General features: G+C 69.0%; 14 protein-coding genes. 6 read left to right on the plus strand and 8 right to left on the minus strand.

Annotated elements, in window-relative coordinates:
- Position 1: 1 nt before the first annotated feature.
- The 4 genes from JOF57_RS21360 to JOF57_RS21375 form a co-directional block, all read right to left on the minus strand.
- A complete protein-coding gene (locus JOF57_RS21360) occupies positions 2 to 1,003 on the minus strand; it encodes an AAA family ATPase (RefSeq protein ID WP_209919766.1) in 1,002 nt (333 codons plus the stop codon).
- A complete protein-coding gene (locus tag JOF57_RS21365; RefSeq protein WP_209919768.1) occupies positions 1,000 to 2,280 on the minus strand; it encodes an Rv0361 family membrane protein in 1,281 nt (426 codons plus the stop codon). Before JOF57_RS21365 ends, JOF57_RS21360 begins: the two co-directional genes overlap by 4 nt.
- Before the next feature lie 240 nt (positions 2,281 to 2,520).
- Positions 2,521 to 4,146 (minus strand): chaperonin GroEL, encoded by a 1,626-nt coding sequence (gene groL / locus JOF57_RS21370; protein WP_209919770.1) that lies wholly within the window; start codon positions 4,144 to 4,146, stop codon positions 2,521 to 2,523.
- 244 nt (positions 4,147 to 4,390) lie between these two features.
- Positions 4,391 to 5,191: a polysaccharide deacetylase family protein gene (locus tag JOF57_RS21375; RefSeq protein ID WP_209919772.1), complete on the minus strand. Its 801-nt coding sequence runs from the start codon at positions 5,189 to 5,191 to the stop codon at positions 4,391 to 4,393.
- Between the two features lie 729 nt (positions 5,192 to 5,920).
- Between JOF57_RS21375 and JOF57_RS31260 the strand changes: the two genes are divergently transcribed.
- Complete coding sequence (locus tag JOF57_RS31260; RefSeq protein ID WP_209919774.1) at positions 5,921 to 12,307, plus strand: beta strand repeat-containing protein; 6,387 nt, start codon at positions 5,921 to 5,923, stop codon at positions 12,305 to 12,307.
- Between the two features lie 62 nt (positions 12,308 to 12,369).
- Here JOF57_RS31260 and JOF57_RS21385 read toward each other — a convergent pair whose 3' ends face one another.
- Positions 12,370 to 13,179: a sulfotransferase family protein gene (locus JOF57_RS21385; RefSeq protein ID WP_209919776.1), complete on the minus strand. Its 810-nt coding sequence runs from the start codon at positions 13,177 to 13,179 to the stop codon at positions 12,370 to 12,372.
- A gap of 205 nt (positions 13,180 to 13,384) precedes the next feature.
- Here JOF57_RS21385 and JOF57_RS21390 point away from each other — a divergent pair, with 205 nt between their 5' ends.
- The 4 genes from JOF57_RS21390 (at position 13,385) to JOF57_RS21405 (ending at position 22,255) form a co-directional block, all read left to right on the plus strand.
- A complete protein-coding gene (locus JOF57_RS21390) occupies positions 13,385 to 13,903 on the plus strand; it encodes a cupin domain-containing protein (RefSeq protein WP_209919778.1) in 519 nt (172 codons plus the stop codon).
- An 84-nt stretch (positions 13,904 to 13,987) separates the two neighbouring features.
- Positions 13,988 to 15,694 carry a DEAD/DEAH box helicase gene (locus JOF57_RS21395; RefSeq protein ID WP_209919780.1) on the plus strand — a complete coding sequence of 569 codons (1,707 nt, stop codon included), beginning with the start codon at positions 13,988 to 13,990 and terminating at the stop codon, positions 15,692 to 15,694.
- Positions 15,695 to 15,788: 94 nt separating this feature from the next.
- Positions 15,789 to 17,984 carry a DUF1214 domain-containing protein gene (locus JOF57_RS21400; RefSeq protein ID WP_209919782.1) on the plus strand — a complete coding sequence of 732 codons (2,196 nt, stop codon included), beginning with the start codon at positions 15,789 to 15,791 and terminating at the stop codon, positions 17,982 to 17,984.
- A gap of 134 nt (positions 17,985 to 18,118) precedes the next feature.
- Positions 18,119 to 22,255, plus strand: a complete 4,137-nt coding sequence (locus JOF57_RS21405; protein WP_209919784.1) for a PGRS repeat-containing protein — start codon at positions 18,119 to 18,121, stop codon at positions 22,253 to 22,255.
- A gap of 64 nt (positions 22,256 to 22,319) precedes the next feature.
- On the opposite strand, the gene JOF57_RS21410 is transcribed toward JOF57_RS21405, so the two are convergent.
- From JOF57_RS21410 to JOF57_RS21420, 3 genes are read right to left on the minus strand one after another with little or no spacing between them, the layout of a single operon-like run.
- Positions 22,320 to 23,135 carry an HAD-IIA family hydrolase gene (locus JOF57_RS21410; RefSeq protein WP_209919785.1) on the minus strand — a complete coding sequence of 272 codons (816 nt, stop codon included), beginning with the start codon at positions 23,133 to 23,135 and terminating at the stop codon, positions 22,320 to 22,322.
- Between the two features lie 25 nt (positions 23,136 to 23,160).
- Entirely contained in the window at positions 23,161 to 24,609 is a 1,449-nt protein-coding gene (locus JOF57_RS21415) for a PH domain-containing protein (protein ID WP_209919787.1), read from the minus strand.
- Positions 24,606 to 25,103 (minus strand): PH domain-containing protein, encoded by a 498-nt coding sequence (locus tag JOF57_RS21420; RefSeq protein ID WP_209919790.1) that lies wholly within the window; start codon positions 25,101 to 25,103, stop codon positions 24,606 to 24,608. The genes JOF57_RS21415 and JOF57_RS21420 overlap by 4 nt, the downstream gene beginning before the upstream one ends.
- A gap of 62 nt (positions 25,104 to 25,165) precedes the next feature.
- Between JOF57_RS21420 and JOF57_RS21425 the strand changes: the two genes are divergently transcribed.
- Positions 25,166 to 26,089 (plus strand): SDR family NAD(P)-dependent oxidoreductase, encoded by a 924-nt coding sequence (locus JOF57_RS21425; protein ID WP_209919791.1) that lies wholly within the window; start codon positions 25,166 to 25,168, stop codon positions 26,087 to 26,089.
- The last annotated feature ends 2 nt before the right edge of the window (positions 26,090 to 26,091 follow it).

Here is a 26,091-nt window from a genome sequence, read left to right on the forward strand (position 1 = left end):
ACTACGGAGTACGTACTACCTGAATAATGTTGTCTATCAACACTTCCGGAGTGACATTCTGCGCAACCGCCTCGAATCCGAGAATCAGTCGATGCCGCAAGATCCGGTGCGCGAGCGCTTTGATGTCATCGGGCAGCACGTGATTGCGCCCCGACAGTAATGCGAGCGCCCGTGCGGCCTTGCAGAAGGCGATGGTCGCGCGTGGGCTCGCCCCGTACTCGATGAGCCGGGCCAGGTTCGCCGGAAGGTATTGCTGCGGAGTACGTGTCACCGCGACGATCTGGGTGATGTAATTGACGATCGCGGGGTCCAGGTACACCCGCCGAGCCACGTCGCGGATGTAGAGGATGTCGTCCAGCGAGGCCACCGCCCCGTTCCGGTTGTTTGCATAGACGCCCGCATCGATCCGGAAGATCACCTCCGCCTCTTCACGGGGTGTCGGGTAGGTCAGGATCTCCTTGAACATGAACCGGTCCATCTGCGCCTCCGGCAGCGGATAGGTTCCCTCCTGGTCGACCGGGTTCTGGGTGGCGAGCACCAGGAACGGCTCGGGGATCTTGTAGATCTCGCCGGCGATGCTGGTCTGGCGTTCCTCCATCGCCTCCAGCATGGCGCTCTGGGTCTTCGCGCTGGATCGGTTGATCTCGTCGAGCAGCACGATGTTGGCGTGCACCGGCCCCAGCTGGATGTGGAACGTTCCCTTGGAGGCGTCGAAGATCTGGGTGCCGATGATGTCGCTGGGCAGTAGGTCAGGAGTGCACTGGATGCGCCGGAAATTGGCCCGTACCGCGTCGGCGACGGCGCGTGCAGCCGTTGTCTTCGCAAGTCCCGGAACACTTTCCAGCAGCACGTGACCGCCGGTGAACAGTCCGATCAGCAGACTCTGTTGCAACCCGGCCTGGCCCACCACCTTGGCGGCGAAGGCATTGGACAGCGCACCCACCACGGCGCGGGCCCGGTCGAGCTCATCCCGGGTCGGCTGGGCTGCCATGGTGACGGTCATCGACCCACCCACTTCACGGCCAGCGGATCCTGGGTCATGTCGATCTCTCCCATCAGCGGGATCAGCGGGGTGCCCTGCATGGGCGTGCCGTCGGTGCTATTGGCGGTGAGTTTCCACTTCGATGTCCCCATCACCCGGAGCTTCATGTCATAGGACATGAAGCTGTACTGCAGGCCGGCCAGATCGGGCGCTTCCCAGTGCGCGGTACCGTCCGCCAACGACGGGTTCGGGACGTTCTGCGGACATCCCGGGGGCGAGAGCGCAGTGGACTTCGCGCATTCGGCGACCGCGTCGGCAACGACCTTCTTGGCAGCTTCGGATCCGGCGTCGCTCAATTGCACCTGGACACCGGCCGGCATCGCAACGCCCTGGGCTATCAGGGCGTCCAGCAGCACCGGCCGCGCTGACGTCACCGAGAGGTACTTGTTCGACGAGCCCAGGTCCAGCCACCCCGGAAACACGTAGACCGCGGAGCCGCCCGAAATCGCTTTGCCGAACAGCGATATCGGCGGAGCCGGAAGGGGTTGACCGGTCGCCGGATTGGTGGTGAGGGTCGACGCGGCGAGGTTGAGCTTGGCGGTCGCGCCGGTCAACTTCCAGCGGCCGTCCTGCTTTTTCACCAGCAGGGTCTGATCGGAGGACTGCTCACCGAAGTTCGCCACCACATGCACCTGCGCCATGTCGCCGGTCTCGTTGGCGCTGAGGATCCGCACGTTGGTGATGGGCCACTTCGCGACCTGCTGCTTCAGAACGTCGTCGGTGAGGAAATCCTTCGACGCCGGCTGATCTGATCCGAATGCCAACGCAGCGTTGGCATCTCCCTTCGACAGCGCATCCAGGTAGCCCTTGACCGCCTCGCTGGCCGTGCTGGCGCCGCCGGCGCCACCACTCGCTCCGCCGCCCGAGAACGACACGACGGCCACCACGATGCCCACGAGCAGGAGCACCGCAGCGGTGGCACCGGCCGTGATGAGCAGCGCCTTCTTGTTGCGCCGCGGCTGCGGGGGCCCGGGCTGGAAATTCTGGAAGTCGTGTTGCAGTGGGCCTTGCCAGCCGGGCTGCGGCGGTGCCGGGTGCCCACCAGGTGCGGGGTGCCCACCAGGTGCGGGCGCGGCATAGTTGGGCGGCGCGGGCGCGGGCCGCGGTGCAGCGGCCGGCGCAGGTCCGCCCCACTGTGGAGGCGGCGGCGGAGGTGCCTGGCGGTGGCCGGAATTCTGCGGGGTAAATCCGTCGACGGGGTTGGGACCCCCGAACGGCGAATGCGGCGGCTGAGTCACGCAGCAAACCCGCTATGGCGACACGTCAACAAATCCGCTCTCCCCCCACGAGCCACGAAAGCTTTCGGCGCCGACCGTAACACGGGGTTAGCGCCCCTACCTGCGCCGGGTTTGCCGGCCGGGCCGCGCCGAGTGGCCAGTTATGTCACACATCTGGCGTGCAGGCGTGCGATAACTGGCCATTGGACACGAAAAGGCCCGGCCTCCGAAGAGAGCCGGGCCTTCCCGAAATGAGTTGGACTAGAAGTCCATACCGCCCATGCCACCGGTCGGATCGCCCGCGGGCGCCCCGGCCTTCTCCGGCTTGTCGGCGACGACGGCCTCGGTGGTGAGGAACAGCGCCGCGATGGACGCTGCGTTCTGCAGCGCCGAGCGGGTGACCTTCACCGGGTCGGCAACGCCGGCCTTGAGCAGGTCCTCGTACACGTTGGTCGCGGCGTTCAGGCCGTGACCCGAGGGCAGGTTCGACACCTTCTCGGCGACGACACCCGGCTCCAGACCACCGTTGAAGGCGATCTGCTTGAGCGGAGCCGACAGCGAGACGCGCACGATGTTGGCGCCGGTTGCCTCGTCACCCTCGAGCTTCAGCTCGTCCAGCGACGGGGCCGCCTGCAGCAGAGCCACGCCGCCACCGGCGACGATGCCCTCTTCGACGGCAGCCTTCGCGTTACGGACGGCGTCCTCGATGCGGTGCTTGCGCTCCTTGAGCTCCACCTCGGTGGCAGCTCCGGCCTTGATCACCGCAACACCGCCGGCCAGCTTGGCCAGGCGCTCCTGCAGCTTCTCGCGGTCGTAGTCGGAGTCGCTGTTCTCGATCTCGGCGCGGATCTGGGCGACACGGCCCTGGATCGCGTCGGCATCGCCGGCACCCTCGATGACGGTGGTCTCGTCCTTGGTGACCACGATCTTGCGGGCGGTGCCCAGCAGCGCGACATCGGCGGTCTCCAGCGAGAGGCCGACCTCTTCGCTGACGACCTGGCCACCGGTGAGGATGGCGATGTCCTGCAGCATGGCCTTGCGGCGGTCACCGAAGCCCGGAGCCTTGACGGCCACAGACTTGAAGGTGCCACGGATCTTGTTGACCACCAGGGTCGACAGGGCTTCGCCCTCGACGTCCTCGGCGATGATCAGCAGCGGCTTGCCGGACTGGATGACCTTCTCCAGCAGCGGCAGCAGGTCCTTGACGGTCGAGATCTTCGAGCTGACCAGCAGGATGTAGGGATCCTCCAGGACGGCTTCCTGACGCTCGGCGTCGGTCACGAAGTAGCCCGAGATGTAGCCCTTGTCGAAGCGCATGCCCTCGGTGAGCTCCAGCTGGAGCCCGAAGGTGTTGCTCTCCTCGACGGTGATGACACCCTCGTTGCCGACCTTGTCCATGGCCTCGGCGATCAGGTCGCCGATGGACTGGTCTCCGGCGGAGATACCGGCGGTGGCAGCGATCTGCTCCTTGGTCTCCACCTCCTTGGCGGACTTCAGGAGGGTCTCGGTGACCTTCTCGACAGCCTTCTCGATGCCGCGCTTCAGGCCGAGCGGGTTGGCGCCGGCAGCGACGTTGCGCAGGCCTTCGCGAACCAGGGCCTGGGCCAGAACGGTGGCGGTGGTGGTGCCATCGCCCGCGACGTCGTCGGTCTTCTTGGCGACCTCTTTGACCAGCTCAGCGCCGATCTTCTCGTACGGGTCCTCCAGCTCGATCTCCTTGGCGATGGACACACCATCGTTGGTGATCGTGGGGGCGCCCCACTTCTTCTCAAGGACGACGTTGCGACCCTTGGGGCCCAGCGTCACCTTTACCGCGTCAGCGAGGGCGTTCAGGCCCCGCTCGAGGCCGCGACGGGCCTCTTCGTCATACGCAATTGTCTTAGCCATTGCGAAGTGATTCCTCCGGATAGGGGATCGCACGTTGTGTGGTCAGGTTCAGTGCCCGCGACGGACGGCGTGGGTGTGCTCCCGCAGGTGCGGTCCCAGCCTCACCGGCCTGACCTAGCACTCACTGATCGAGAGTGCCAACTGCATTCTTAGCACTCGACCAGGGCGAGTGCAAGGTTGTTCGCTCGCCGCATACCCATCCGCGCCATACGTCGGTAGTAATCGGTGACGCCACGCCCCGGACCTACCGCACAGCCTGCCCGGTCGGCGTCACGAACTGCCAGCCCGCGGCCTGCATCGCGGGGATCGCCTCGGCGAAGCCGGCATGGGTGCCCGATTGCGGGTGGTTCATGTGGGCGATCACGATCGACCCCGGGGACGCATTCATCACGTTGGACCGCACGGCGGCGGCCGACGCCGTCGCACCGTTGTCCGCGTTGACGGTGAACCCCAACGGTTGCTCGCCGAGTTCGTGGACGATCTCGACTGCCACGTCGTCATAGTGCGCGGTACCGGGACGGAACCAGGTCGGGGCCCGGCCGGTCAGCGCAGTCAGCTTTTGATGGTTGCCCCACACCTCACTGACCACTTCATCGGCCGACCGGGTCCCGGCGATCCCGTAGGCAGACCGACCCGTCACCGACAACGGCACATGACGGGTGCCGTGGTTGCCGATCTCAAACAGTGGGTTGCCGGCCAATTGCCGCGCCCGGTCCGGATTCCGGTCGATCCACCGCGAGTTGAGCATGAGCACCGCGGGCACACCGTTGCGCTGCAGGGTGTCCAGGAGCGCGTCATCGCAGGCACCGTCACAGGCATCGAAGGTGAGGGCGATCTGGCGTCCGCCGGCGGCAAGCGAGGTGGCAATTCCGGGCAGCGCCATCCCCCACTGCATGGGAGTACGCCTCTTGTTGAGCACCGCGACCGAAGGCGGGTCGACGGTGTTCGGGTCGGCGTGGGCGCTCGGCACCCCGAACCGCCATGCGTAGCCGGCAGCAATCGAGCCGACGACCGTCGCCGACAGGAATGAACGCCGGGTGATCACCCACCGGACGGTAGGCGCACATGTTGAATGCCAGCCCACCAATCCGCTGTGGGTTGGCTGCGCAAATTTGCATACAAAGGCGATTCTGGCAACCGGCCCGCGCGGACCTCTGCACCCTGCGCGGCGGCCCTCGATCGCCTGGGCCGGCGATACGGGATCGACGCTGTCGTCGTCGACGAAGGTGGCAATACCGAACTTTGCCTGGCCGACACCACCCCCGGAAGGCGGGGACCCGGGCAGCGCCGAGCGAACGCGGAGCTCATGCGTATTCGGCACGAGATGCCGAGCTGACGCCCAACCGGCTAAATGATTTTGCACGCGAGATGAAAAATCTGGCAAACGTCCGAACCCCGACTGATCTGCGCGATTCACCCCTGCACACCCCTTGCATCATGCACAACTACCGCCCGATTGCTTGCATATGCAACAACTGCCAAAAATGGCCTGAGAAAAAGCTGAGATCTTGGTTACGGGTGCGTTAACTTCTCCGCCAGCTAAGGGAAATGTTCGTCGGTAGTGATTCGTGTCAACACAGTCAGATTTATTGACGTGAGCGTCATTTTGCACTGGGAGAGCTAGGGAGAACTCGTGGGGAAGCACAGCGTTGCGCAAAGTCGTGGTCGGCGGGCCGCGGTCGGTCCGATTGCCACTGCAGGTCTGGCGAGTGTGGCGTTGGCTGGTGCCGGCGTCATGCTTCTGTTGGGGCCGGACTCACCGACGATGAGGTCGGTGACCGCAGATGTGGCACTCGTCAACACCGAGGGCTCGAGCAGCGATGGCAACTCCAACGCGGGTAACCCTTCGGGCAACACCGGCTCTCCCAGCTCCACCGGGAGCACTGGCTCCACCGGGTCCAACTCCAAAGCCAAGAAACCGCGTCGCCCCGACGTCAATCAGGTTCAGGAACGCCTGCGCGAGCGCGCCAACGAGGCCACCAAGGCCTTCAATGACCGTGCCGCCGAAGCCAGAGAAGCCTTCAACCACCGGGCCGCCGACGCCAAGAAAACCGTCGACGACATCACCGAAGGCATCGGGATCAAGCGCGGCAACGCCACCACCGACGACCCGGAAACCCAGGGCCCGCTGCCGCGACCGAAGTCGCCGGCGACCTCGAAGGCCGACTCCAACGACGGCGTGGACCCCACCACGGTCAACGAGCCCAAGCAGCGGTGGAAGGCCCCCACCGCAAATGTGGTGGCCGACAACCCGATCACCGAGCGCGTCAGCGATCTGACCGAGCGGGTGAAGACCGCATTGCCGGCTCCCAGCCTCCGCAACGACGAGCCCGACTCCGGCGCCGCACTGTTCGGTGGGCAATCCAATGATCCGGCCCCCGCCACGCGCCAGGCGTTCATCGCCCCGCCACCGGCCCCGGCACCCGCACCGATCAGCCCGATCACCGGCCTGCTGTCCGCGGTCACTCTGGGCACGATCCTGGCCCCCAACGCACCGACCGCACCGGCCGATATGCCCGGGGTGTGGGCCGTGATGGCCTGGACACGGCGCCAGTCCGCGTACACCACCACGACCAACACCGCCGCCAACCGCAACACACTGGTGGCCCCCACCCTCAACTCCGCGGTGCTCGACCCCACCGAGATCGTCAACCGGTGGATCTACCAGCCGGTGCACTACGGGGTGCAGCTGTGGATCACCAGCCCGCTCGGGTCAGCCCTGGGCAACACGATGAACCAGATATCGGGGCAGCACCTGATCGGCAACGGCGCTGATGGCACCGAAGCCAACCCCGACGGCGGCGACGGCGGCCTGTGGATCGGCGACGGCGGTGACGGCTTCGACGGTGTCTCCACCGGCCAGGAAGGCGGCGACGGCGGTGACGCCGGCTGGTTCGGCGACGGCGGCGAAGGTGGCTCGGGCTGGGCCGGCATGAACGGCGGCGACGGCGGCCGTGGCGGCAGCTTCATGGGCCTCGGCGGTGACGGCGGTGACGGCGGCGCTTCTGCCAATGGCCAGGCCGCGGGCAACGGCGGCCACGGTGGCGACGCCAACGGCTGGCTGTTCGGTCTCGCCGGCGACGGCGGACGCGGCGGTGTCGGCCTCACCGGCACCGGCGGCGCCGACGGCGACTGGAACATCGACTACGGCAACGGCTACGGCAACGGCCAAGACGGCGGTGTCGGCGGAGGCAACGGCGGTAACGGCGGCGACGGCGGTAACGCCACCGGCTGGATCTTCGCCAGCGGCGGTGACGGCGGCCAAGGCGGCAGCGCAGGCACCGGCGGGACCGGTGGACGCGGCGCCGAGGGCGACGCCGCCCACCTGAGCGGCGGCACCGGCGGAACCGGCGGTGATGGCGGCGGAACCGGCGGCCTCGGCGGCGCAGCCGGAATCGGCGGCGGACTCTTCGGCCTCATGGGCCACAGTGGAACCGCGGGCGGCACCGGTAACGGCGGCGCGGGCGGTGACGGAGGCGCCGGCGGCGACGGCTTCGCCCTCATTTCGGGCAGCGCCTCCGGGACCGCGACCGGCGGGACCGGCGGCGCCGGCGGGTTCGGCCAAGCGTCCACCACGGCCGGCACCGGACACGGTGGCGGCGGCGGCGGGGGCGGCGGCGGCGCGCTCCTGAGCGGCACCAACGGCGGAACAGTCACCAACGGCACCGCGACCGGCGGCAACGGCGGACGCGGAGGCAACGGCTCAACAACTGCGGCCGGCGGAACTGGCGGCACCGGCGGTATCGGTCAGATCACCGCCGACGGCACAGACAGCAAGGCGACCGGCGCCGCACAGGGCGGCAAGGGCGGCGATTCGATCGGCACGGGCATCGGCGGCAACGGCGGCCTGGGCACTGTCAAAGCCACGTCCGGCGGCACGGCTGATAGCACGGGCACCGGCGCTACGGGCGGTGCCGGCGGCAACGGCAGCAATGGCGGTATCGGCGGCGCCGGCGGCATCGGCGGGGTGGTTGCCCAGCGCGCCGACAGCACCGCCACGGGTACCGCTACCGGTGGCGCCGGCGGGACGGCCGACGGTGCCGGCAGCACCGGCGGCGGCGGCGGTGACGGCTGGATTCAGACCGGCTATGCCGCCGCCAATCTCGGCACCGGCAGCGACGCCAGCGGAACCGCCCGCGGCGGCAAGGGCGGCGATGCCACCACCGGCGGCCACGGCGCAGTCGGCGGGATCGGCACCATCATCGCCTCCGGCAACGACTCGACGGCCAGCGGCAACGCGGTAGGCGGTGCCGGCGGTGCCGGCTCCAACGGTGGAACCGGCGGCAAGGGAGCGCGGGCGCAGATCACGGCATACGGCAACGACTCGACGGCTGACGGCACCGTCGACGCGGGCGACGGTGGCAGCGGCACCGGCCTCGGCGTCACAGGTGGTGACGGTGGTCAAGCCGTCATCGGTTCGGGTCAGAGCTCGGGCTTCGGCAACGCCGTCGTCAAGAATGGCAAGGCAACCGGCGGAAACGGCGGCAACGGCACGGCGGCGACAGGCAACGGAGGGATCGGCGGCGGCGCCAGCATCACCGCCAGACGAACCGCCGACTCCATCACCGACAGCACCGCTACCGGCGGCAACGGCGGGACCAGCGGGGCCACCGGCGGCAGCGCCACCATCAACACGGCCGGTGCCACCGACCCCAGCGTCATCAAGAATTCGTCGGCTACCGGCGGTAACGCCGGTGCGGGCGACGCCAACGGCGGCATCGGCGGCAACGGCGGGATTGCCTCGGTCAACGCCGCCGGCGGCGGCGACGTCGACAACGGCGTCGCCAAGGGCGCCGATGGTGGAAAGGGCACCAACGGCGGTAAGGGCGGCGCGGGCGGCGCAGGCACCATCGATGCCTCCGCCGCGGGCAGTACCGCCACCGGAACGGCCACCGGCGGCGTCGGCGGCACCGGCGACGGCGCGGGCAGCATCGGCGGCAACGGGGCGGAGGGCGCCATCAAAGCCATGGCCACCAATGCCAAGGCCAGCGGTACGGGCACCGGCGGCGCGGGCGGCAACGCCACCGACGGCGGCAAGGGCGGCGCCGGCGCGCAGGGCGGGGTTTTCGCCATGTATCCCGGCAGCGAAGCAACAGGCACCGGCACCGGTGGTTCCGGCGGGGCAGCCGACGGAGCCGGCAGCATCGGCGGCAACGGAGGCAGCAGCTCGGTGCAAGCCGGGTGGTCCTACTACGGCCGCGGCAACAACAGCAAGGCCTCCGGCACCGCCATCGGTGGTAACGGTGGCAAGGCAACTGGCGGCGGGCACGGTGGACAAGGCGGAATGGCCAGCCTGCTCACCGCCGGCACCAGCGCCACGGTTTCGGGTAGCGCCTACGGCGGCGCGGGCGGCGCCGGTTACGCCGGCGGCACCGGCGGCACCGGCGGAATGGGCCAGATCGCGGCCGTGGGCAATGACACCCACGACAGCGGCAAAGCCACCGGCGGTGCCGGTGGCAGTGGCACCGGTACCGGCATCTCGGGCGGCGCGGGCGGTCGAGGCCTGGTCTACTCGGGGACCTCGGGCGGCGGTGGTATCAACTCCACCGCGGATGGCACCGCGACGGGCGGAAACGGCGGCGCCGGTCAGAACAGCGTCAATGGCGGCAAGGGCGGAGACGCCGGCATTGTCACCAAGGGCGACAACAACTCCAACACCAACGGCACCGCCACCGGTGGACACGGCACCACCGGCGCTGCGGGTGGCCAAGGCGAGCTCAGGACGACCGGCACCGGAAGCACGATCAAAGATTCGTCGGCTAGCGGTGCCGGTGGGAGCACTGGTGGTTCGGGCAGCGCCGGCAACGTGCTCGCCAGCAACGGCGGTTCAATCACAAACAGCTCCGCCAATGCCGGGGTCGGGTCCGACACCGCTGTTGGTGGCTCGGCGACCGTGACTGCCACCGGTGCCGGCAGCGCCGTCACCAACACCAAAGCCACCGGTGGTAACGCCGGGTTCGGTGACGCCAACGGCGGCATCGGCGGCAATGGCGGGGCGGCCTCGGTCACGGCCACCGGCGGTGCTGCCATCACCGACGGTGTCGCCAAGGGCACCGATGGTGGCAAGGGCACCAACAGCGGCAAGGGCGGCGCCGGCGGCGGGGGCTATATCGAGGCCCTGGGCGCGGGCAGTACCGCGACCGGAACGGCCACCGGCGGCATCGCCGGCACCGGTGATGGCGCGGGCAGCGTCGGCGGCAACGGAGGCGACGGCTGGATCAGCGCCAGTGCTGCCGGAGCCGATGCGAGCGGCGTGGGCACCGGCGGCGCCGGCGGCAACGCCACCAGCGGCGGCAAGGGCGGCGCCGGCGCGCAAGGCGGAATCTTCGCTCAGCGGGTCAACAGCGAGGCCACGGGCACCGGTATCGGTGGTGCAGGTGGCACCGCCGACGGTCTGGGCAGCACCGGCGGAAATGGTGCCGGCGGCTGGATTCAGACCGGTTACTACGCCACCGGCGCCAACAGCAAGGCCGAGGGCACAGCGACCGGTGGTGCCGGCGGCGACGCGACCACCGGCGGTCACGGCGGGGTCGGCGGAATGTCGGTAGTGCTCGCCACCGGAGACAACTCCACCGCCACGGGCACCACGGTCGGTGGCAAGGGCGGCGCAGGCTCCAACGGCGGAACCGGCGGCAAGGGTTCCCTCGGGCAGGTAGTCGCCCTGAGCATCGGCTCGCACGCCGAAGGCACCGGCATCGGCGGTGCCGGTGGCAGCGGCGACGGCGTCGTGGGCGTCAACAGTGTCCTCGGCGGCAACGGCGGTCAAGGTGTCGTCTCCGCGGCGGGTGACTACAGCACTGCGGAGGGCGATGCGACCGGCGGGAACGGCGGCGCGGGCCAAGGCGGTGTCAACGGCGGCAACGGCGGTGCGGGCAATATCACGGCGAAGGGTGACGGCACCTCCAGCGCCGATGCCGACTCCATCACCGGCGGCACGGCCTCCGGTGGCAGCGGCTCCACCGGGGCCTCCGGCGGTATCGGTCAGCTCAGCACCAACGGCGGCACGATCAAGGACACCCAGGCTATCGGTGGCAACGCCGGTGCGGGCGACGCCAACGGCGGCCTCGGCGGTAATGGCGGAACGGCTTCCGTGTCAGCCACCGGCGGCAGCGAGGTCGCCAACGGTCTGGCCAAGGCGGGCAACGGTGGCGCCGGGGTGACCGGCGGCAAGGGCGGCGCCGGCGGGAACAGCACCATCGCAGCCACCTCGGTGACGGGCGACCTCACCGGTACCACCACCGGTGGTGTCGGCGGGACCGGCACCGGGATCGGAGCCACCGGCGGTGCCGGCGGCGCGGGCACCAACGGTGGTGTCGGAGGTGGTGGCGGTAACGCTGCAATTACTACCGACCTCACCGGAACCGCCAGCGGCACCGCGAAGGGTGGGTCCGGCGGAACCGCCACCGGTACCGGCAGCATCGGTGGAAACGGCGGCTGGGCGGAGATCCAAGCCGGGTACGGCAACCTCACCGGCGGCACGGCCGGCGGCACCACCACCGGCGGCAAGGGCGGCAACGCCACGAACGGCGGCCACGGCGGTAACGGTGGCGGTTCGCTGATCATGGCCGCAGGCACCGGCGTTGCCACCGGCAACACCGCCAAGGGTGGTGACGGCGGTGCAGCCAACACCGCAGGCGCCACGGGCGGTGCCGGCGGGTTCACCAACATCGCAGCCCAGAACGGAAGCATCACCGGCAGCACCGCAACCTCCGGAAACGGTGGCATCGGCAACGGCGGGAACGGCGGTGACGGCGGTATGGGCTGGATTCAGGCCTACGACCCGTCGGCCCCAGCCAGCACCGCCATCACCAACGGCAAATCGACCGGCGGCAACGGCGGCAACGGCGGCCTCAACGGCACCGGCGGAGCCGTCGGCGGCAACGGTGGCAACGGCGGCAACAGCACCTTCTGGAAGGGCAACGGCCAGACCTCGACCAACCAGGTCAATGCCGGCGGCAAGGGCGGCAACGGCGGCGACGGCGGCAACGCCGTGGGCGACGGTGCGGGCGGTGCGGGCGGCAACGGCGGCATCGGTGGCAGCTTCGATTTCACCACCAACACGGGCACGACCGGTACTGGCGGCAACGGCGGCAACGGCGGCACCGGCCAGCCCGGCGGGGTGACCGGCACCACCGGCTCCACCGGTGCCAGCAATCCCTGATCGCCGACACTAAAAAGAGAGAGGCCCGCTACGGCGGGCCTCTCTTTTTTTGTCGCGTCAGCTCACACCACGCGCAGGCCGTCGGGGACCTTGCTCGGATCACGCCAGAACGCGTCATTGACGAAGCGTCCGAACAGATCTGGCGGCAGGATGGTCTCGCGCGGCTCGGCCTTCACCGAACCGCGCACGGTGTGCAGCCCCGGCGTCCCGGCGCGTTCGTCGAACTCGGTGACGTCGTAGTCGACGTGGCCGAAGTCGTGCTCGAATACCGGTTCACCGATGAACTCGTAGATGGCGTTCATCACCTTGGCCGGTTCGACGGTCAGGGTTTCGTACTGCACCAACAACAGGTGGTCCCGTTGGGCGCCGTAACAGGCCTGCTTGAGGGCATCGTAGGGCCCGCCGACCATTCCCTCCTGTGCGGCAACGTCATTGGCTCTGGTGTAGACGGTGCCGCCGGGGTTGTAGTTGAAGATCGACGACGGGCTGAACACGTTGCGTTGCACCAACCGCTCGATGCTGTCGATCACCCACGGCAGATCACGCACGCACGCAATGACTTTCGCGTCCGGGAACAGCTGTGCGATCGCCGGCATCCGGGCACACCAGCCCCGGTTGGTGTCGAAGATGACCTGGGCGATGCTGTCGGAGTAATAGCTGTCGAACAGCCCGCGCAGGATCCGTTCGCGCTTGCTGTCGTCGAGGAACACCGAGAACTCGTTGCGGGCGCTCATCTGGGCCAGCAGGGCGTCGAACAGCCCGGCCAACGGGCCTGACATCCCGGCCTGAAAGCGCGGATTCTGTCGCAGCAGCGCCGCCAAAAGCGTCGACCCTGATCGCGGTAGACCCGAGATGAAATGAAGCGTTGTCACCGTTGCCCTTTCGCCCGTAATCCGTCGAACACCACCGCGGTGACCCGCTCGGCCACGTCTGCGTTGTAAGTCTGCATCGTCTGGCAGGACTTGCGCGCCCGAATTCGGTCCGCCGCTTTCGACAGCAGGGCTGGTTCACCACGCCGCGAACAACCCTGGTGTCGATCTCGGCGTCAACACCGTCACCGCGTCTAAGCTGACGCTCGTGTCGCTGTGGAACCCCAGAGATGTGCCGCCGTATCCCCCGGCTCGCTACACCGAGGACGAGCCCGAGGTCAGCGCCTGGGTCCGGCGCGCGCCCGAAAATGGCGGGGCGCCACCCGACTACGACTCCTTCGGTTTGGTCAAGTACCACTACCTGGCCAACCAGCAACAGACCAATGGCGATTACGGCCTGTATCGGGTCGACATCAGCCCACAGGCCGGCGGCCCGGCCCCGCATTTTCACCGGACCATGTCCGAGGCGTTCTTCGTGTTGTCGGGCACCGTCAAGCTGTATGACGGCACCGACTGGCGCGACGGTAACCAGGGCGATTTCCTCTACGTCCCGCCGGGCGGAATCCACGGTTTCCGCAACGAGGCCGACGCGCCGACGTCGTTGCTGATGTTGTTTGCTCCCGGCGCGCCACGGGAGGCCTATTTCGAAGGATTGGCCCAGCTGGCCGACCTCAACGACGACGAACGCGCCGAGTGGTTCGCCAAGAACGACAACCACTTCATCTGAGCGACACGCCCGGCGTGCTCCTGCGGATATGCGCCGACGTAACGCCCTGTCATAGACTGCTTTCCGACTGAGAGGAGTCCTCGGGTGCGGGCTGATGCAGCGCCCAGCACCCAGGCACTTCGGGGCTGGCAGCGTAAGGCGCTGGTGCGGTATTTGACTGCCAAACCGCGGGACTACCTGGCGGTCGCCACGCCCGGCGCAGGTAAGACGACGTTTGCGCTGCGGATCGCGGCCGAGCTGCTCAACGACCGTACGGTCGACGCGATCACCGTGGTGGTGCCCACCGAGCATCTCAAGATCCAGTGGGCCCAGTCAGCCGCCCGGAACGGTATCGCGCTCGATCCGAAGTTCAGCAACTCCAATTCGCAGACCTCGGCGGAGTACCACGGCGTCGTCGTCACCTATGCCCAGGTGGCCAGCCATCCCACCCGGCACCGGGTGCGCACCGAGAACCGCAAGACACTGGTCATCTTCGATGAGATCCACCACGGTGGCGATGCGAAGACCTGGGGCGACGCGATGCGCGAAGCGTTTGACGACGCCACCCGGCGCCTCTCCCTGACCGGTACCCCGTTCCGCAGCGACGACAGCCCGATCCCGTTCGTCAACTACGAGACGGACGGCGCCGGTTTCCAGCAATCCGTGGCCGACCATGTGTACGGCTATTCCGATGCACTGGCCGACGGCGTGGTCCGGCCGGTGGTGTTCCTGGCGTACTCCGGTGAGGCCCGCTGGCGCGACAGTGCCGGCGAAGAACACGCGGCGCGCCTGGGTGAGCCACTGACCGCCGAGCACACCGCCCGGGCCTGGCGCACCGCACTGAACCCGACCGGCGAATGGATGCCGGCGGTCATCGCCGCGGCCGACAAACGTTTGCAGCAGAAGCGTCAGCACGTGCCCGATGCAGGCGGCATGATCATCGCCACCAACCAGACCACCGCGCGCGCCTATGCCGATCTGCTCATCAAGATCACCGGTGAGGCGCCCACCGTGGTGCTCTCGGATGATCCGGGCGCCTCCGACCGCATCACCCAGTTCTCGGAAAGCACCAGCCGGTGGCTGGTCGCGGTGCGCATGGTGTCCGAAGGCGTCGACGTGCCACGGCTGTCGGTCGGCGTGTACGCCACGAGTGCCTCGACTCCGTTGTTCTTCGCCCAGGCCATCGGCCGGTTCGTGCGATCGCGCCGCGCCGGCGAGACGGCCAGCATCTTCCTGCCGTCGGTGCCCAATCTGTTGCTGCTGGCCAGTGAGATGGAGGCGCAGCGCAACCACGTGCTGGGCAAGCCGCACCGGGAATCCGACGGTCTGGATGACGAGGCGCTCGAAGCCGCCGAGAAGCGCAAGGACGAGAAGGACGATCTGGAGAACGGCTTCGAGTCGCTCGGCGCGGACGCCGAGTTGGACCAGGTCATCTTCGACGGCGCCTCCTTCGGCACCGCAACGCCGGCCGGCAGCGACGAGGAGGCCGATTATCTCGGCATTCCCGGCCTGCTCGATGCCGAGCAGATGCGAGACCTGTTGCGGCGCAGGCAGGATGAGCAACTCACCAAACGCACGGCCGAGGCTGCGGTATCGGGTGGTCCGCCGCCGGCACGCACCACGCACGGCCAGTTGCGGGAGTTGCGTCGTGAGCTCAACACGTTGGTGACCATCACCCACCACCGCACCGGCAAGCCGCACGGTTGGATCCACAACGAGCTGCGTCGCATCTGCGGCGGGCCGCCGGTGGCCGCCGCGACCACCGATCAATTGAAGGCGCGGATCGAAGCCATCCGGGACCTGAAGGCCTGACAGCAGTCCGCCGAAACTCCCCCGAGACCCAACTGGAACTTGTTACAGTCGGCGAATTCCGTTCTGTAGCAGCCAAAACAGCTGGGGAGACGCAATGACGCCGACGTCCGCTAACGCTGGAGGTGCCCGATTCATCGGGCGGGTCGGCACACTCGCCGTCGCGTTGGGAATCGGTGTGGCAGTAGCCAACGGCACCGCGATCGCCTCCGCCGAGACCGGTGGCCCGGGTTCGTCGGGAACGCATTCAAAGGCGACCGACACGACGAAGACGGACAGCTCGACCCCCAAGAAAGGCCCCCGGAAACCGTCGTTCTCCGACCCTCAGAAGCTGGCAAAACGAGTCAGCGACGTGGCCGCCAAGGTGGAGTCCGCAGTCGGCAGCACGAAGATCGGCGAACGCCGATCGTCGGCCGCATCGACCGACCGGAAATCGGACGGCCGAGAATCCGTCGACGAGGTGCGGCAGTCGGTATCGCGGGCACTCACCACGGCCACCGACGCGCCCCGCCATCGGCGGGCCACGCTGGACAACCGTCCGTCGGCCGAGGCCGACACCGCCGCACCCCTGGAAACGCTGACGGTCGTCACCAAGACTGTGACGAAAGACGTTGCCGAACAGGTGGTTCCGAAGTCGACACTCCGCACCCAGGCTCCGGCGGCGCAGCCCATACCGGAGATGGTGGCGGCCGTGACGGAGCGGCTCACACCGCACCTTCCGGATTCGCCGGTGAGCCCCATCCACGATCTCGGCATGGCCGCGCTGCTGAGCTGGTCACGCCGTGACGGCCGGCCGGGGCTCGTGCCGATCGGACGCGTCAACACACCGGAAGCGACCTCGCAGGTGACAAGCGAGGTGACCTCCCAGGTGACCACCCAGACAACGAGCACGCTGGCCACCGAGGAACAGCTCGCGGCCGAGCGGCAGGTCAGCCAGATCGTCAACACGCCCTTCGTTCAGCTGGCCAAGGTGGTCCTGATGGCGGCCTGGTACGTCGAGGCGGCGAAGAACTTCGCCACTGTCGGCGGCCCCGACTTCACGAACCTGTCACACCTGAACCGGGCCGCCACCGAGTTCGCCAACCAGGCGGCCACCGAGTTCCTGCTGCTGAACTCCAACGACCCGAAGCTGCTGCTGCAGGTCAACCCGCCGCACAGTTGGAACGGGCAAAACGCGGGCGGCACCCGGATCTGGTACGACAACCCCGACACCGTCTACCGGTTCACCGGCATCAACGGCGCCTCGACGTACAAGATCGAGGGCACCGTCCCGGGCTACGACCCGACCGACCCGAACACCCACCCCACCTCTGCCAACACCAATTTCAGTGTGCTGACCGGAATCAACGGCGTCACGGCCGCGAATCTCAACGGCGAGGAACTGAGTATCAGGGACGACGGGACGTTCACGATCGTGGTGAGTCCCGACGCGGCACCGGCCAACCCCGAGAAGGGCATGAACTACCTTCATGCCCCGCCCGAATCGACCATCCTGGCCACCCGAAACACCTTGGGGGACTGGAATACCGAGTCGCCGATCGCGTTGACCATCGAGAAGACCGCCGGACCGCCGAGCAGCTTGTTCAGCCAGATCGGCGGGTTCGCCATCCCGGTCATCGGCAAGACGGTGATCGAGAATCCGATTCTGATGAGCCTGGTGTCGATCGTCCCGGCGTTCGACAGGGCGCCGCTGCTGTTGTCGTCCGCCGAGACCGCCATCCTGATGCTGGTCACCGGAATCACCGGAGAGAACACCTACATGTCCGTGGCGACCGCCACCGGCGCGCCCAACACGCTGTCGGCGCCCCAGCACAACGCGCAGTTCCTGTCCACGCAGCTGCAGAGCGCCGGCTATTTCCAGCTCAAGGACGACGAGGCGATGATCATCACCGTCGATCCCGGTGACGCGGAGTACTTCATCGTGCCGGTGACCAACGACTGGACCATCACCGACGACACGCGCAACCAGCAAACCAGTTTGAACAACAGCCAGGCCATCAAGAACGCGGATGGCACGTACACGATCGTGGTGTCCAAAAGCGATCCGGGCGTGGCCAACTGGGTGTCCACCGGCGGCTTGAATCAGGGCACCATCTCCATGCGGTTCCAGGGTGTAGACCCGGATGCCACGAACATGCCGACGGTGAGGACGCAGGTGGTGAAGGCCTCGGAGGTCGAGGGCATCGTGAACGACCCGAACAATCCCAACTACAACCCCGAGCAGCTCAACTACGACCGCGCGCAGCAGATCGCCGAGCGCCAAGCGGGATACGACCGCCGCTACACAGTGTAGGCCTTCAGCGATCCCTTCTGGTTGCCCGCTAAGTGCCTGTACACACTTTTCCAAAGGTGTTCACACGAGTGTTAATCTCGCCATGTTTGTTAGCTGGAGTGTGACATCTCACACCCGGACGAGCGAGGAGGATCGTGGCTAAGCACAGAGCAGTGGGTACCGACAACTGGTGGAGTGCCGCCGGGCCGCTAATGACCGCGGGATTGACGAGCGCGGCGTTCGCCAGCGCGGGTGTGATGCTGCTGCTGGGGCCCGATTCGCCGACGATGCAGTCGGTGACTGCCGATATCAGGCTCGTCAACACCGAGGGCTCGACCGGCGACGGCGGCCCCAGCTCGGCCGGTTCGGGTGCCTCTCAGACCGGCAATCCCAAAGCCAATCCCAAAGCCAATGCCAAAGCCAAGATCACCAGCAAGCTCAAGCCGCCGACCAAGCTCGGGACCGGTCGGAAGCCGACCTCCGACGCCACATCCGAATCACCGCGAACCGCGGGTCAGCAAGCACAGGACCGGATCCGCCAGCGCGCAGAAGCCGCCACAAAGGCCCTGACCGAAGCTTTGGACACCGCGGCGCCGGACCCGACCACGGCTGCGGACATCGCCAAGGACACCACCACCGGCGATACCCGGGAAACCCGCCGCCCGCGGGGCGTGCGGTCAACGCCCGGCCAGCGGTCCCGCGCAGTTCATCGGGCGAATCCCGCCACGGCCGACGACGCCAAACACAACGCCAGTGTGGTTGGAGCCAAACCGATTACCGGTGTCAGCGCCGGCGAACCGGGCACCCCGGCGGCCGGCGAGGTGCCGAACACCACCATCGACCAGGTTCCGAGCGGCCGGCGAGTCCCGTCCACGTTGGCGGCCCCGGAAATTGTTCCGGTCATGACCGCCGCGCCCGCCACGGCGAAAACCGGAATGAACACCGCGATCCGCCCGATCACGGGCTTGCTGTCCGCGGTCAGCCTGGGCACCATGGTGGCTCCCGACGCACCGACCACGCCCGACCAGATGCCCGGCGCCTGGGCCGTGATGGCCTGGGTACGCCGCCAAACCGAGCAGGTCGCCGCCGAGCAGGTCGCCAAGCAGATGCAACGGACTGCCCCGGCCTCCTCCGTGGTTGCCACCTCGTCCCTGCCCTCACCCCCCCTGGTCCCGCGTCTGGCCCCACGCCTGTCCCCCATCAACCCGGTCCAGCAGGTCAATCTCTGGATCTATGAGACGGCGCACGGCGGCGTCCAAGCGTGGATCACCAGCCCGATCGGCATCGTTGTCGACGGCGTTATCAACCTCGCGGCCGGCCAGTACCTGATCGGCAACGGTGCCGACAGCTATCTGCCCGGTATCGCCGGCGGCGACGGCGGACTGTTGCTGGGCGACGGCGGCGACGGCTACAACTCCCTGATCTCCGGAGTGGACGGCACTGACGGTGGCAACGCCGGCTGGTTCGGCAACGGCGGCAAGGGTGGCCACGGCGGCGCCAGCATCCTGACCGGTGTCGACGGCGGCAACGCCGGTAATGGCGGTGCCGGCGGCAAGATCATGGGCATCGGCGGCGCGGGCGGCGATGGTGGCGCCGGCTACTACAACATCGTCGTCGGCCAACCCGGCACCCACGCAGGCAACGGCGGCGACGGCGGCGTCGGCCGCGGGTGGCTGATCGCCAACGGCGGCAACGGCGGCAACGGCGGCGTCGGCGGCAACGGCTTCGACGGACTCGCTGCCCTGGGTGAAAACGGCACCAACGCAGGCAATGGCGGCAACGGCGGCAACGGCGGCGCGAGCAAGAACTGGATCGGCGATGCCGGCCGCGGTGGCGCCGGCGGAGCAGGTGGCACCGGTGGCTCAGGCGGCTCCGGCGTGCTGGGCGGTGGTGCGCTCGGCGGCGGAGGCCACGGCGGCTCCGGCGGAATCGGCGGCAGCGGCGGCAAGGGTGGCGCCGCCATCCTCGGCCTAGCGGGTACCGGTGGCGCCGGTGGCGCTTCCGGTGACGGTGGCGCCGGCGGCGCCGGCTCCAACGGCAGCTCGTCGCTGATCGCCGATGGCGGCACCGGCGGTGCAGGCGGCAACGCCGGCGAGGCCGGTATCGGCGGCGTCAACGGTGCCGGTATCTTCAGCATCTTCTTCGGCGGCACAGGCCAGGCAGCCAACGGCGCAAACGGCAACGGCGGCAACGGCGGCAAGGGCGGCAACGGCTTCAACACCATCACCGCAATCGGCACCGCAGGCAACGGCGGCGCCGGCGGTCGTGGTGGCAACGGCGGCGTTGACGGCAATGGCGGCACCGGTGGCGCCGGCGGCAAGGGCGGTAACGGCGCCGACGGTCTGGCCGCGCTCGGCGAGAACGGCCCCAACGGCGGCACCGGCGGAGCCGGTGGCGCTGGCGGTGACGGCGGCACCCGCTCCGGCAACGGCGGCACCGGCGGTATCGGCGGCGACGCCGGTAACGGTGGCTCCGGCGGCTCAGGTGTTCTCGGCGGCGGAGCTATCGGTGAAGGCGGCAACGGCGGCAAGGGTGGCACCGGCGGCCAAGGTGGCCAGGGTGGCACAGCTGCTCTCGGCACCGTCGGCGCCGGTGGTCACGGCGGCGCGGCCGGTAACGGTGGTAACGGCGGTGCCGGCTCCAACGGCATCTCGTCGGTCCAGGCCGACGGCGGCAAGGGCGGCGACGGCGGCGCAGCAGGCGTGGTCGGCCTCGGCGGCTTCAACGGAGCCGGCTTCAACCAGGCGGCCAACGGCACCAACGGCAGCGGTGGCAATGGCGGTAAAGGCGGCGACGGCTTCGACACCCTGACCGGTGTCGGTACCTCGGGCAACGGCGGCGCAGGTGGTGCCGGCGGAACCGGCGGCGTCGACGGCAACGGCGGCAAGGGTGGCGACGGTGGTGCCGGCGGAACCGGTGCAGCCGGAGGTGCGGCCCTGGGCACCAGCGGCGCGTCCGGCGCCAACGGTGGTGCCGGCGGTGCTGGCGGAACCGGCGGAACCCACTCCGGAAACGGCGGTAACGGTGGCTCCGGCGGCGTCGGCGGGACCGGTGGCACCGGCGGCACGGGTGTCGTAGGCGGCAACACCGGCGGTACCGGCGGCAACGGCGGGAGCGGTGGTGCCGGCGGCAAGGGCGGCGCAGCCACCAACGGCGCCGTCGGCACCGGCGGTAAAGGTGGCGCCGCAGGTAACGGTGGTACCGGCGGTGCCGGCTCCAACGGCATCTCGTCGGTCCAGCGCAACGGCGGCAAGGGCGGTAGCGGTGGCACCGCAGGTTCAGGCGGCGCTGGCGGCTTTAACGGAGCCGGCCTCAACCAGGCAGCCAACGGCGCAGGCGGTACCGGCGGCGCCGGCGGTACCGGCGGCGACGGCTTCGATGCCCTCACCATCCTGGACACCGCGGGCCGCGGTGGTGACGGTGGTGCCGGCGGCTCGGGCGGCGTGACCGGCAACGGCGGTGCGGGCGGAGCCGGCGGGACCGGCGGCAAGGGCGGCAACGGGACCATCGGGGCCTCGCTGGGTGCTACCGGCTTGGCGGGAACCAACGCGGGCGCCGGCGGCAACGGCGGCGCGGGTGGTGCCGGCGGTACTACGTCGGGCAACGGCGGCAAGGGCGGAACCGGCGGCGCCGGCGGTACCGGCGGGTCGGGTGGCACCGGTGGCCTTCCGGCGTTCGGCTCCAACAACGCGGCCGGCGTCAGTGGTGGTGGCGGCTTCGGTGGCACCGCGGGCGGCGGCGGCACCGGCGGTAACGGCGGCGCCGGCGGCATCGCACCGCACGGCCTCGACGGTGCCGGCGGCACCGGCGGCACCGGCGGCAACGGTGGTACGGGCGGGTCGGGCCAGACCGGCGCGAACGGCACCGCGTTCATCAACGGCAACGCCGGTTCCACCGGTGGCGTGGGTGGACACGGCGGCGCCGCGGGTGCCGGCGGCAACGGCGGCACCTCCGGCAACAACGTCGGTGGCGCAGGCGGAACCGGCGGTGTCGGTGGCGCGGGCGGCTCCGGCGGAAAGGGCGGCAAGGGCTACAACGACAACGTGACCCAGTGGGGTAACGGCGGCAACGGTGGTGCCGGCGGAACCGGCGGCGCAAGCGGTAACGGCGGTAACGGCGGAACCGGTGCGACAACCGGCGCCGGCGGCACCGGTCCGACGGGCGGTCCGGGAGGCGCCGGCGGTTCCGGCGGTGCCAATGGCGGCCACGGCACCCACGACGGCACCAGCGGCACCAGCGGTAGCGACGGCGCCGGCGGCAACCCGGGCAGCAGCACCGGAAGCCAGGTATAGCCGATGCGGTGTGGCGCCGCCAATCGACGCCACACCGCATTCGCCTGCCCTCAACGAGGCCAGATCAGAGTCCCAACAACTCCGGCAAGTCGGCCACGGAGTCGATCACGTGGTTGGATTGCATCGCGAATTCGTCTGTAGCCCAACGGTCCAACGTGGATTGGCGGAATTTCCCGGTGCGAACCAGCACCCCGGTCATCCCCACCACCTGGGCGGCCAGCACGTCGTTGTTGAGGTCGTCGCCCACCATGTACATCTCCTCGGGGTCGACGCCGAGGCGGTTGGCGGCGGCCAGAAACCCTTCCGGGGCAGGCTTGCCCACGGCCGTGGCCTTGCGACCCGAGGTCGCCTCCATCCCGGCCAGGTACATACCGGTATCGACGCGCAGTCCGTCGGTGGTGTTCCACGCGGTGCTGCGGTGCATGGCCACCACCGGCACCCCTTGGGCCATCCAGTCGTAGACCCAGCTGAGTGTGAGGTGGTTGTACTCCGGACCGGCCCCGCCGAGCAGCACCACGTCGGGGGTTTCCGGCGCGGCAGGCCCGGTGAATTCACTCGAATACACCACGTCGACGCCGGGCATGTCCTCATCGATCCGCCCACTGTTGACCAGGAAACATCGGGCGCCCGGATAGCGGTCGCGCACGTATTCGGCGGTCAGGGCGGCCGCGGTGATCACCTCGTCGGCCGCGACATCCATGCCGGCCGCGGTCAGCAGGTCGGCGATCTGTGCGCGGGTACGGGTGGTGGTGTTCGTCAGATAGGACCGGGCGATCTGCTGATCGGCCAATATCCGCAGTGTCTGTGCCGCGCCGTCGATCGGCTGCCAGGAGGTCACCAGCACCCCATCGATGTCGAACAGCACTCCACCGATAGCCATGCAGCGACAGTAAACGTCCGCGGGTTCAGCGCAACCCGGGGCCTGCCGGGCCGGCCGCCCACCCGTTGTCGGCCACCCACGGCGAGGCGGCCGCCGCCACCGACCACGCCTGTGTCGCCGGGATGTCGAGCACGGCGTAGCGCTTCTCACCGGCGGCGGTCGCCGCGATCAGGGTGGCCACGCCGGCGCGGCGCTGAAAGAACGTCTGCCGCACCGTCCATCCGATGATCCCGGCGGCGTCCAGATGATCTCGCCTCCGCTCCAGGCTGCCTGCGCGGGTGATCAGCCAGCCGTCGCGCACCAGATGCCCGAGTGATCTGGCCCGGTCCGCGGCCAGCAGGCCTGCGCCTGCGACGGCCAGTGCCCACAGCACCCAGGCCCAGACCGGTGCGGCCGCCACCAGCAGCGCCACGCCGACCACCGCGGGCAGTACCAGGGCACGGGTCCAGCGTCGCCGCACCGCCGCCGGCCCGTGAGTCACCAGTTGCGCGTCCACGGCACCGGGATTGCCGATCAACTCGGCCAGCACGCCCCTGGCGGTACCGGCCGGGCACGGCGGCAGCAGCAGGGACGCCTCCCCCTGGCCGCCGACGCCCGTCATCACCGCGTCCAGGCGGGCGCCGCCGAAGGCCCGTACCAGCAGTGGCTCACGCAGAGTTCCGCCGCGCAGCCGCCTCATGTCGTACGTGTGCTGGCGCAGGCGCAACAGACCGTGTTCCAGATGGAGTACGTCGGAATCTCTTCGCAGCACCAGATTTCCGTAGGTCAGCAACGACCTCAGCACCGACAACACCACCGAGGCCACCAGGATCACCAGCACCCCCACCACCACGGTGACCAGGACGCCGAGGCGTTCTGCCACCGCGATTCCATAGTGCGCTAGTGGCGCCTGCAGTGTGGCACCGACACCGGCTTGGTAGATCACCCCGGCCGCGGCCGCGATCATGGCCAGGCCGGTGAAACTCAGTGGGCTGTAGCGCAGCCAGGAGGGCTGCCAGCGGGCCAGCTCGGGTCCGGCCGACGCCTCGGCGGCCGGTACGGCGTCGACGAGCAGGATCGCGCGCAGCCGCGGCACCTGCTGCGCCTCGACCGCATCCAGGGCAAATTCGCTGTCGCCCTTGGCTTCCTGGCCAGTACTGATCCGCAGCACCGTCAGACCGAGCAGTCGGTGCAACAGCCGCGCATCGGTCGATACCGATCGAATCCGGTTGCGCGGCACCGACAGCACCTTGCGCTGCAGCAGCCCGGTGCGCAGTTGCACCTCGTCCGGTTCGATGCGGTAGCCGGTGGTGAACCACCGCGCCAGGCCCACGCCGACGGTGAGCACGATCGCCGCAATCGTCCAGCCCTGGTTCCCGGTCGCCGAGCCCAGCACCACCGCCCCGATCAGCAGTGGAATCTGTTGCAGCACTTCATGTACCGGGTGGACCAGCAGCATGCGCGGGCTCAGCCGCTGCCAGGAGGCGTCTGTCATGTGGCGTCCTGCTCGCCGATCGCCGCGATGTCGGTCAACTGCGCCACCACCTGCTCGGCCACGTCGTCGTCGAGTGCCACGATCCGCACGGCGCCGGCCGAGGACGCCGTCGTCACCGTCACATTGGCCAGGCCGAACAGCCGGTCCAGCGGGCCCCGGTAGGTGTCCACGGTCTGCACCCGCGAGATCGGGGCGATCCGCCGCTCCTGCACCAACCACCCGGTGCGGGTGTAGACGGCGGGGGTCCCGGAGCCGACGTTGATGTCCCACCGGTGGACCCGGTAGCGCCACATCGGGACCACGACGACGAAGAGCACCACGCCGAGCACCGTGACGGCCGCAGCCGCGCCGTGCAGCCACGCCATCTGCTGGTCGATCGCGAACCAGATCAATTGCGCCAGTATCAGAAACGCCCATGGGATGGCCGCGCCCAACGCCCACACCAGCGGTGCCTTGCGGCTGGGCGGCCTCGCGGGATCAATCAGAGTGCGCATGGTTCCCAGACTGCTATGGCGCCGGGGTGCCGTCCAGCACCCGCATTCCGTATGTTCGACCCATGAGCGCCAATTCCAAGTGGACCGAGGCCGACGTCCCCGATCAGTCCGGCCGGATCGCGATCGTCACCGGCTCCAACACCGGCCTGGGCTATGAGACCGCCCGTGCGCTCGCCGCCAAGGGCGCGCATGTCGTCGTCGCGGTGCGCAACCTGGACAAGGGCCGCGAGGCCGTCGACCGGATCACCGCAGCCGTGCCGAAGGCCGACGTCACGCTGCAGCAGCTGGATGTCGGCTCGCTGGAATCGGTCCGCGCTGCGGCCGACGAACTCAAGGCCGCCTACCCGCGGATCGATCTGCTGATCAACAACGCCGGGGTGATGTACCCGCCCAAGCAGACCACCGTCGACGGCTTCGAGTTGCAGTTCGGCACCAACCACCTCGGCGCGTTCGCGTTGACCGGGCTGCTGCTCGATCACCTGCTGCCGGTCGAGGGGTCGCGTGTCGTCGCGGTCGCCAGCGTCGCGCACCGCATCCAGGCCGCCATCCACTTCGACGACCTGCAGTGGGAACGCAGCTACAACCGCGTCGCCGCCTACGGGCAGTCCAAGCTGGCGAACCTGCTGTTCACCTACGAGTTGCAGCGGCGTCTGGCCGCGAAGAACGAGCCGACCATCGCGGTGGCCGCCCACCCCGGTCTGTCCAACACCGAACTCATGCGCCACATCCCGGGTACCGGGCTGCCGGGCTACAACCAGCTCGCCGGCCTGTTCACCAACAGCCCGGCCACGGGCGCGCTCGCCACGCTGCGGGCGGCCACCGATCCCGGTGTTCGCGGCGGCCAGTACTACGGCCCATCCGGTTTCCGCGAGATGGTCGGCAATCCGAAGCTCGTGACCTCCAGCAAGCAGTCCCACGACGAGGACCTACAACGCCGATTGTGGACCGTGTCCGAGGAGCTCACCGGCGTCAGCTTCCCGGTGTGACG

This window comes from Mycolicibacterium lutetiense (assembly GCF_017876775.1).
Lineage (GTDB): Bacteria > Actinomycetota > Actinomycetes > Mycobacteriales > Mycobacteriaceae > Mycobacterium > Mycobacterium lutetiense.

Excerpts from the sequence above, each read along its gene's own strand:
- JOF57_RS21410 (WP_209919785.1), bottom strand. The coding sequence starts at position 23,135 with ATGGCTATCGGTGGAGTGCTGTTCGACATCGATGGGGTGCTGGTGACC.
- JOF57_RS21415 (WP_209919787.1), bottom strand. The coding sequence starts at position 24,609 with ATGACAGACGCCTCCTGGCAGCGGCTGAGCCCGCGCATGCTGCTGGTC.
- JOF57_RS21360 (WP_209919766.1), bottom strand. The coding sequence starts at position 1,003 with ATGACCGTCACCATGGCAGCCCAGCCGACCCGGGATGAGCTCGACCGG.
- JOF57_RS21425 (WP_209919791.1), top strand. The coding sequence starts at position 25,166 with ATGAGCGCCAATTCCAAGTGGACCGAGGCCGACGTCCCCGATCAGTCC.
- JOF57_RS21420 (WP_209919790.1), bottom strand. The coding sequence starts at position 25,103 with ATGCGCACTCTGATTGATCCCGCGAGGCCGCCCAGCCGCAAGGCACCG.
- groL (WP_209919770.1), bottom strand. The coding sequence starts at position 4,146 with ATGGCTAAGACAATTGCGTATGACGAAGAGGCCCGTCGCGGCCTCGAG.
- JOF57_RS21400 (WP_209919782.1), top strand. The coding sequence starts at position 15,789 with ATGACGCCGACGTCCGCTAACGCTGGAGGTGCCCGATTCATCGGGCGG.